Origin of the sequence: Streptomyces carpinensis, from assembly GCF_002154505.1 — a bacterium.
GTDB classification, from domain to species: Bacteria; Actinomycetota; Actinomycetes; order Streptomycetales; family Streptomycetaceae; genus Streptomyces; species Streptomyces carpinensis.
In genome coordinates, this window is sequence record NZ_MUBM01000280.1 from 1 (window position 1) to 8,368 (window position 8,368).

8 protein-coding genes and 1 riboswitch are annotated in these 8,368 nt (G+C 72.9%); of the genes, 3 read left to right on the plus strand and 5 right to left on the minus strand.

From position 1 onward, the window contains the following. Positions 1-253: 253 nt before the first annotated feature. A riboswitch (cobalamin riboswitch) is annotated at positions 254-473 on the plus strand. 30 nt (positions 474-503) lie between these two features. Then, positions 504-1,619 (plus strand): Nickel transporter NicT, encoded by a 1,116-nt coding sequence (nicT, locus tag BZY54_RS33395; RefSeq protein ID WP_086729071.1) that lies wholly within the window; start codon positions 504-506, stop codon positions 1,617-1,619. Here the strand turns inward: nicT and BZY54_RS33400 are convergent. Both BZY54_RS33400 and thrS read right to left on the minus strand, forming a co-directional pair. Then, on the minus strand, positions 1,616-2,599 hold the full coding sequence (locus tag BZY54_RS33400) for a nucleoside hydrolase (RefSeq protein WP_086729072.1): 984 nt from the start codon (positions 2,597-2,599) through the stop codon (positions 1,616-1,618). The two genes, nicT and BZY54_RS33400, sit on opposite strands and share 4 nt — an antisense overlap. 51 nt (positions 2,600-2,650) lie before the next feature. Next, the gene (gene thrS, locus BZY54_RS33405) at positions 2,651-3,865 is read right to left on the minus strand and encodes a threonine--tRNA ligase (RefSeq protein ID WP_086729073.1); all 1,215 of its coding nucleotides are present in this window, start codon (positions 3,863-3,865) and stop codon (positions 2,651-2,653) included. Between the two features lie 229 nt (positions 3,866-4,094). On the opposite strand from thrS, the gene BZY54_RS33410 reads away from it, so the two are divergent. Then, entirely contained in the window at positions 4,095-5,069 is a 975-nt protein-coding gene (locus BZY54_RS33410; RefSeq protein ID WP_341868716.1) for a hypothetical protein, read from the plus strand. An 81-nt stretch (positions 5,070-5,150) separates the two neighbouring features. Here BZY54_RS33410 and BZY54_RS33415 read toward each other — a convergent pair whose 3' ends face one another. Beyond that, on the minus strand, positions 5,151-5,432 hold the full coding sequence (locus tag BZY54_RS33415; protein ID WP_086729075.1) for a ribosomal protein L7/L12: 282 nt from the start codon (positions 5,430-5,432) through the stop codon (positions 5,151-5,153). 28 nt (positions 5,433-5,460) lie between these two features. Then, positions 5,461-6,804 carry a helix-turn-helix domain-containing protein gene (locus BZY54_RS33420; protein WP_086729076.1) on the minus strand — a complete coding sequence of 448 codons (1,344 nt, stop codon included), beginning with the start codon at positions 6,802-6,804 and terminating at the stop codon, positions 5,461-5,463. Between the two features lie 198 nt (positions 6,805-7,002). Between BZY54_RS33420 and BZY54_RS51140 the strand changes: the two genes are divergently transcribed. After that, positions 7,003-7,170, plus strand: coding sequence for a hypothetical protein (locus tag BZY54_RS51140; protein WP_158103957.1), 168 nt, complete (start codon positions 7,003-7,005; stop codon positions 7,168-7,170). A gap of 73 nt (positions 7,171-7,243) precedes the next feature. Here the strand turns inward: BZY54_RS51140 and BZY54_RS33425 are convergent. Beyond that, the coding region (locus BZY54_RS33425) for an extracellular solute-binding protein (RefSeq protein ID WP_086729077.1) at positions 7,244-8,368 on the minus strand (1,125 nt) is incomplete at its 5' end.

The following is an 8,368-nucleotide window of genomic DNA, read 5'->3' on the forward strand; positions in this document are numbered from 1 at the left end:
CCGGTGCGGTGCAGGGCGAGCAGGAGAGCGAGCCGCTTGGGGTCGGCGAGCAGCGAGAAGCGGTCCGCCCAGGCGCGGACGTGCGCGGCGTCGCCGATCGCCGCGATGGCGTCGCACACCCGGTGACCGTCGATGCTCCGACGGTCCGCACGGTCGGCAGGGACGAGATGCATACCACCATCCTCGCAGGCAGACACTTGTGATCTTGAATACCTGCGCAGCTGTGCAGCTATGCAGGCGACCCGTTCCGCCTCTACGGTGGGCGGGCCGTGGTGCTCGGGAAGTCGATGAAAGGTCGACGCGGCCCTCGCCACTGTGATCGGGGAGTTCCAGGTCCACGTCCCTCGGGGGACAGCCACTGGCCGTCGTACGGCGGCCGGGAAGGCGGGCCGGGCACGCATCACCCTCCCCCGGCTCTGACGAGCAGGGAGGCACCCGTAAGCCAGGAGACCGGCCACGGCAGCTCACGAAGTGATCCACGAGGTGCTGGAGCGTGATGACCGATGACCCTGCCCGAACGTGCCCCGACGCCCGCGCCCGCCCGGCCGCCGTCCTTCCGTTGGCGGCGCGAGGACACCCTCAAGACCGCCGGGCTGATGGGGGTCGTCCTCGCTCTGCACGTGGTCGCCTTCGGGATCCTGTTCCTGCTCGTCGTGCCCGAGCACTACCAAGTCGGCACCAAGGCCTTCGGCATCGGCCTCGGCATCACCGCCTACACCCTCGGCATGCGCCATGCCTTCGACGCCGACCACATCGCCGCCATCGACAACACCACCCGCAAGCTGATGGCCGACGGCAAGCGCCCGGTGTCGGTGGGCTTCTGGTTCGCGCTGGGCCACTCCAGCGTGGTGGTGCTCCTCGCCCTGCTGATCGCCGGAGGGACCTCGCTGGCCGGCAAGGTCATGAACGAGGGCTCGCGCACCCACCAGGTCCTCGGCTTCATGGGCACGACGATCTCCGGGGCCTTCCTCTACCTGATCGCCGCCCTCAACCTGGTCGCGCTGGTGGGCATCCTGAAGGTCTTCCGGGCGATGCGGGCGGGGGCGTACGACGAGGCGGAACTCGAACAGCACCTGGACTCCCGGGGGTTCATGAACCGCATACTCGGCCGGCTGACCAGGTCCGTCTCACGGCCGGGGCAGATGTACCCGCTCGGCTTCCTCTTCGGCCTCGGCTTCGACACGGCCACCGAGGTCACGCTGATGGTGATGGCCGGTTCGGGCGCTGCGGCCGGCCTGCCCTGGTACGCGATCCTCTGTCTGCCCCTGCTCTTCGCCGCCGGGATGAGCCTGTTCGACACCCTGGACGGCACGTTCATGAACTTCGCCTACCAGTGGGCGTTCTCCAACCCCGTCCGCAAGGTCTTCTACAACCTCACCATCACCGGCCTGTCCATCGCCGTCGCCTTCCTGATCGGCACGATCGAGCTCGTCGGCGTCCTGCACGACAAGCTCGACCTGCGCGACGAGGTCACCGGCTGGATCGCGGACCTCGACCTGGACCACGTGGGCTACATCATCGTCGGCCTGTTCGTCGTGGTGTGGGCGGCGGCGCTGGCGTACTGGAAGGCGGCCAAGGTGGAGCAGCGCTGGGCGGTCCGGGCGGCCGACACGGACTAGACGCCGAACGCCCCGGCGTTCTCGACCGTGGACAGGTACAGCTTCACGTACCGCTCGACCTCGATGTCCAGGGCCACGTCCACCAGGGGCTGTTCGCGGGCCTCGCCGTGCAGTTCCGCCTCGCCGGGGCGCGGGCGGCGGTCGACGACCGTCTGCCCGCGCGCGGGGCCCGGCGCGAGGTTCACCTCCACCGGCAGCCGGTGCGTGGTCAGCCCCGCCGGGTCGGCGACGGAGCAGACCGCGCCCGCGTCGCCGAGCCCGCCGGCGGGGTTCTCCTCGGAGGTGACCGGGTCGCGGTGGGCGAGCAGCCGCCCCGCGAGGTTCGCGCCCGGCTCGGTGCTCTCGCGCAGCCTCCGTACGTCCTCGGCCGGGACGATCACCCGCCGGAACACGTCCAGCCCGTACATCGTGATCGGCACTCCGGCGGTGAGCAGGACCGCCGCCGCCTCCGGGTCGTGCCAGACGTTGAACTCGGCGACCGCCGTGGCGTTCCCGGCGCCCACCGCGCCGCCCATGAACACGATCCGCTCGATGTTGCCCGTCACCTCCGGGTGGGTGCGCAGCAGCAGGGCGATGTTGGTCAGGGGCGCGGTGGGGATCAGCGTGACCGGGCGGGGCGACGCCAGGATCTCGCGGCGCAGCAGCGACACGGCGTCCACGTCGACCGGCCGGCGGCCGGGCGCGGGCAGCCCGAGGTCGCCCATGCCGTCCCGGCCGTGCACGTGGTGCGCGGTGCGCAGGGGCTCGAGCAGTGGTCGCTCGGCGCCCCGCGCGACCGGGATCTCGGGGGCGCCCGCCTGTTCCAGGACGGTCAGCGTGTTGCGCACCACCTGGTCCACGTCCGTGTTCCCGGCGACGCAGCTGACCGCGCGCAGCTCCAGACCCGGGTGGCGCACGGCGAACAACAGGGCCAGCGCGTCGTCGACCCCGGTGTCGCAGTCGATGATCACGGGCGTGGCGGGGGTGGGCTGACCGGTCACGGCGGGCTCCCTGGGAAACGTTCCGTCACAGCGAGCCTATGCGCCGGTGCCTCACTCCCACAGCCCGGTGCCCCGCGCCGCCACCTGTTCCGCGATCCGGTTCAGCAGTTCCCCGACGGGCACGGCCCCCGGCCGGCGCCCGTCCCGCAGCCGCACGGCGGCCAGTCCGCTCCCGGCCTCCCGGTCCCCGATCACCGCCTGGTACGGCACGAGCCGCGCCGCCCGGATCCTGGCCCCCAGACTGCCGTGCTCCGCTCCGGCGAGCTCGGCCCGCAGCCCCCGCGCCGAAGCCTGCCGTACGACGTCCTCGGCGCGCTCCGCCTGCGCCTCGGCCACCGGCAGCACCACCAGCTGCACGGGTGCCAGCCACGCCGGGAAGGCCCCGCCGTGCCGCTCGATCAGGTGCGCGACGGCGCGTTCCACGCTGCCGATGACACTGCGGTGCACCATCACCGGGCGGTGCTTGGCGCCGTCGGCGCCGATGTAGTGCAGGTCGAACCGTTCGGGCTGGTGGAAGTCGATCTGGACGGTGGACAGGGTGGCCTCGCGGCCGGCCGCGTCCACGATCTGCACGTCGATCTTGGGTCCGTAGAAGGCCGCCTCGCCCTCGGCCTCCTCGTAGCCGACACCGGTCCCGTCGAGCACCTCTCTCAGCAGCGCGGTGGCGCGTCGCCACAGGCCCGGGTCGGCGACGTACTTGCCGCCGTCGCCGGGCAGGGACAGACGGTACCGTGCGGCCTCGATGCTGAGGTCGGCGTAGGCGCGGGCGATCAGGCCCAAGGCGGCGCGGGCCTCGTCGACGGCCTGTTCCAGGGTGCAGAAGACGTGCGCGTCGTTGAGCTGGATGGCCCGCACCCGGGTCAGCCCGCCGAGGACGCCGGACAGCTCCGAGCGGTACATGCCGCCCAGCTCGGCGATCCGCAGGGGCAGTTCCCGGTAGCTGCGGGAACGCGAGCGGTAGATGAGGGCGTGGTGCGGGCAGAGACTGGGGCGCAGGACGACCTGCTCGGCGCCCAACTCCATCGGCGGGAACATGTCGTCGCTGTAGTGCGCCCAGTGCCCGGAGGTCTCGTACAGCTCACGCTTGCCGAGGACGGGCGAGTACACGTGCCGGTAGCCGGCCGCGCGCTCGGCCTCACGGACGTACTCCTCCAGGGCGTGGCGCACCACGGCGCCGTCGGGCAGCCAGTACGGCAGACCCGCGCCGATCAACGGGTCGGTGTCGAACAGGCCGAGCTCACGGCCGAGGCGGCGGTGGTCGTGCATGGCGGGCTCCTCAGGGGTGCGGGAGGGGCGAGGAGCCCGGGAGGCGCAGAGCGGGAGAACGCCGAAGCCCCGGGGCACTCGCCCCGGGGCTTCGTTCAGCTCAGCTGTCAGCGCGCCGGGACACTCTCCGGCGTCGTCGTGATGAGACACGGCACGACACGCTGCATGGACGGAACGCTAGCAGCGGCCGGTCGCACGGGCGAGGGATTTTCTCCCCACCGGGTGCGGCGTGGACGAGCCGACGGCGGTCCTCACCCGTACGGCCCTCGCCCGTACGGCCCGGCTCGCTGGTGGGCGGGGCGGCTCGGTGGTGCCGTGGGAGAAACGCCCGCTCCGCGCCGCCGCTTGCCCCTCTGGAGGCACCGCCATGCACCGTCCCCCGGCCGCCCGGCTCCTTTCCGCCTGCGTCCTGTGCACGGCCGCCCTGCTGACCGCGTCCGCCTGCACGCCCGGGCAGTCGGGCCGGGCCGCCGACGCCATGGCCACCCGCTCGGCCGCGCCCGCCTTGTCGGGCTCCGGCGCGCTCACCGCCGCGCAGGCGCAGACCGCGCTGCTCACCCCGGCCGACCTGGGCGCGCCCTGGGTGCCGACGCAGGGCGCCGCGACCTGGCGGGACGGAGTGCTGAAGGCACGGACCGATGTCCCGGACTGCCAGCGTCTCCTCGACGCCGTCTACGCCGACCAGCCGCTCGGCGCCCCGACCGGCACCTACGCGGTGACCGGCTTCGACGACGGCGACGACTCCGCCCAACTGCGCTACCAGGTCCTCTCGCGGCTCCCGGCGGACGTGGACCGCTCGCTGGCCTGGCTGCGGACGCTGCCGCAGACCTGCGGCCGGTTCTCGGCGACGACCACCCGGTCCGGGGTGCAGGAAGTGCAGGTCACCGGCCTCGATCTGCCGGACGTCGGGGACGGACGGCAAGGCCTGCGGATCACCTTCACCGGGCAGTCGAACACCATGAGTGACTCGTACGACTCCTACGACGACTACTACGGGAGCGAGGGGGACGGGGGCGCCGAAGGGAACCAGGGGGACGCCACCACACTCACCCTCGAAGTCGCCGCCGTACGTGTCGGCGGTGACGCGATCACCCTCACCGAAGGCGCTCTCGGCGCCCTCCCGCCCAACGCCACCGCCCACGCGATCCAGTCAGGCGTGCAACGCCTGACCGACGTCCACCGCCGGGCCCGCGCCCAGGCCTGACCCGGCCCCACGGGATCGGGTACTCGCCGGGGATCGGCCACGGCCCGGCCCGGTGCCCACAGGGGCACGCGCCCGCCGGGCTCAGGCGGCCATGCGGTCCACGGCGTCCCTGGCCTCCTTCAGGCCGGCACCCGTGGCCTCCCGGTACGCCTTGATCGCCTCGATCCGCTTCCCGGCGCGCACCAGCCCTGACACCTCATCCAGCCGCGGGTCGTCCTCGCGCAGGTCCAAGTGGTCGAGGACCAGGTCGAGTTCGCGCTCCACCCGCGCCATGCGCCGGTCGGCCCGGGAGAGCCTGCTCTCGATGCTGCCGACGCCGGCGAGCACGACCACGACGACAGCGCGGAAGGCCACTGGGTCCATGCGGTGATCCTAGGAGGAGCCACTTCCGTCACAGAGGCGGCTGGGCCGGGGCGGGGCCCAGAGTGGTCGTGCCCGGAGCCGTGCGGTGGCCCAGGCCGGTGCGGTAGGCGTCCAGGGCCGCCTCCACCCGCCCGGTGCGGCGGAGCAGGTCGCCCAGGAGCCGGCACAGGTCGGCCAGGTCGCCCGCCGCGCCGGCCCGTTCCAGCAGGCTCAGCGCGCGCACGTAGTGCTCCTCGGCCGCCTCCGTGTCCCGTGTGTCCTCGGCGATGATGCCGAGCAGGCGGTGCGCGGCGGCGGCGTGCACCGCGCCGCGCTCGGAGTGGAGATCGCCGAGGACCTGCCGCAGCAGGTCGCCGGCCTCCTCCGACTTGCCTCGCCGGTGCAGCACGTCGGCCAGTTCGACCACGACCTGGCTGGTGTAGAGGGCGGCACGCCGGGCCGTCAGCATGTCCTGCGCGGCACGCAGCTCCTCCTCGGCGCGCTCCAGTTCGCCGTTCTGCGCGTAGACGTAACCGCGCATCCAGTGGCAGTTGGCGAGTTCGGTGCGCAGCTGGAGGTGCCGGTAGAGCTCGGCGGCCTTCGCCAGCGAGGCGTCCGCCTCGGCGATCCGCCCCTCCGCGAGCAGCGTCCGCGCGACCGACCGGTGCATCCGGGCCACCAGCGCCGGGTCGCCCGCCTGAGGGGCGAGGGCGAGGGCGAACTCGGCCGCCTGGGCGGCCCGCGCGTGCGCGCCCATGTCCATGTACGGGCCGATGACACTGGCGTAGAGCAGGAGCAGGGCGTCGGGATCGTGCAGACCCCCGCGGTTGAGCTCGTCGAGGGTGGACTCCAGGAGGTAGACGGCGTAGCGCAGCTCCCCCGCCAGGTAGTGGGAGACGGCACGGCCGCGCAGCGCCGGGACGCGGGCCGGCAGCGGTGCGTCGGCCAGGGTCCGTTCGGAGCGCTCGAAGTACTCCCGGCCGGTCGCCAGCTCACCGCTCTCCAGGGCGCACTCGCCGAGACCCAGCAGGGCGTCGGCCTCGACCTCGGTCAGCTCGTGCTCCTCGGCCTCGGTGAGCAGCCGGGCGTACTGTTCGGCCGCGTTCCCGGTGTCCCCGCCGGTCAGCGTGCGCTGCGCCTCGGTCAGCCGCAGCCGCAGATCGGTGGCGAGATGGGCGGGGCGCCCGGTGGCCAGCTCGTCGAAGGCGACGCCGAGCCGCTCGGCCAGGTGCCGGAGCGCCTCGTCGGAGGGGCGTACGCGGCCGGCCTCCAGGGTGGAGACGTACGCGGGCGTGTACGCCGGTTCCGCCAACTGCCGCTGGGTAAGCCCCTGTTCGCGCCTCAGCCGCTGCACCCTGCGCCCGATGGTCTCCGGGTCGTCCCGCTTCGCCATACGGTTAATCATGCCAGTAAGCGCACTTACCGGAGGGCCCGTTCACTGACCTGTCGTCAGCACCGGACGTTTTACCCACGACCGCCCAACTCCCCCTGGCACTCTTCCGGTTGGACCCCGTCACCCCGTAGTTTGGAGAGCGCGTTAAACGCAATTAATCCGTCACTGTCGTTCACCGCCGCTGCGAGGTCGGTTGCCGTGCCCGGACGCACTGTCGCGCGCCAAGGTCGCATCTCCGCACGTCACGTCAGAGGATTCGGTGCCGCCCTGATAGCCGTGGCCGCCCTGGTCACCGCGGCGAACGCGGGACCGGCGAGGGCCGCGGCCCCCGCGCCCGCCCAGCAGGTGGCCGTCCAGAACCGCTAGGCCGCGGTTCGACGACACGGCGGCCTCTCCGTCCGGCCGCTCATCGGTCCCGTCGCCCCATCCGTCCGGCCGCTCAGTCCGGCAGCGCCTTGCGCAGTGCCTTGTCCAGCCGGCGGGCCAGGACCGCGTCGCTCGGCGGGTCGTCGGTGAACAGGTCGCCCAGCACGGTGGTGAAGGTCTGGGTGAAGGCCCCGTAGAGGGGGGTGCGGGGGCGCGGGACCGCGTCGCGCAGCGCGGGCAGCAGGATGCGGCGGGCGTACTCCGGGCGACCGGCGGCGTCGCGGGGCATGCGGTCGGTGCTCTCCCCGGTGGGTGACGCCGAAGGACCACCACCCGCTCCCGCGGTGGGCGCGGAGGTGCACTTGACGTCGTCGGACTCGTACGCGGACGTCCGGGTCGCGGCGAAGCCGGCGTCCAGCAGACAGCGTTCGCTCTCGGCACTGGTGAGAAAGGCGATCAGGTCGGCCGCCTTCCCCGGCCGCGGCGAGGACCGGGTCACCGCCAGGTTCTGCCCGCCGAGCACCGCCCGGCCGGGCAGCGGCGCCACGCCGAGCTGCTGGTCGGTGAAGGTCTGGTGGAGCGTGCCATAGGCGTACGGCCACTGCCGGAGGAAGGCGGTGCGGCCGTCCGCGAAGTCGCTGAGCGAGGCGGCCTCGTCGGAGTCGACGGCGTCGTCCAGGGTGTACGGCTTCCCGGTGCGCCGGCGCAGCTCCGCGATGCCGTCGGTCAGCTCCTGCAGGTCGCCGGTGTAGTGGCCGGAGTCGTCGGTGAGGGAGAAGTCCTTCGTGGCCGATGCGAACGCCTCGATGGCGTTGACCGTACGACCCTCGTACGCGGCCAGCTGCGTCGTCCAGGTCTTCTCGAAGCCCTTGGGCGGGTTGGCGTCGAGGGTGTCGCCGAGGCTGAGCAGGTTCTGCCAGGCCGGCTTGGGGCCGAGGGTGGTCTGCTGCACGCCCGCCTGACGCAGGTAGTCGCGGCGGTAGTAGAGCAGCCCCACATCGCTGTTGAACGGCGCCGAGTACACCCGGCCCTTCCAGCGGGCCGTGCCGGCCACCGAGGGCACGACGTCGTCGTCGACGGCGCCGTCGGACGGCAGCGGGCGGATCAGCCCCGCCTCGGCGAACTCCGGCACCCACGTCACGTCCAGGTTGACCACGTCGTAGTCGGCGCTGCCCGACTGCAGCGCGCCCAGCAGCTG

What these genes read in the sequence shown, in the direction of transcription:
- nicT (WP_086729071.1), top strand. Translation starts at nt 504, where the DNA reads ATGACCCTGCCCGAACGTGCCCCGACGCCCGCGCCCGCCCGGCCGCCG.
- thrS (WP_086729073.1), bottom strand. Translation starts at nt 3,865, where the DNA reads ATGCACGACCACCGCCGCCTCGGCCGTGAGCTCGGCCTGTTCGACACC.
- BZY54_RS33415 (WP_086729075.1), bottom strand. Translation starts at nt 5,432, where the DNA reads ATGGACCCAGTGGCCTTCCGCGCTGTCGTCGTGGTCGTGCTCGCCGGC.
- BZY54_RS33420 (WP_086729076.1), bottom strand. Translation starts at nt 6,804, where the DNA reads ATGGCGAAGCGGGACGACCCGGAGACCATCGGGCGCAGGGTGCAGCGG.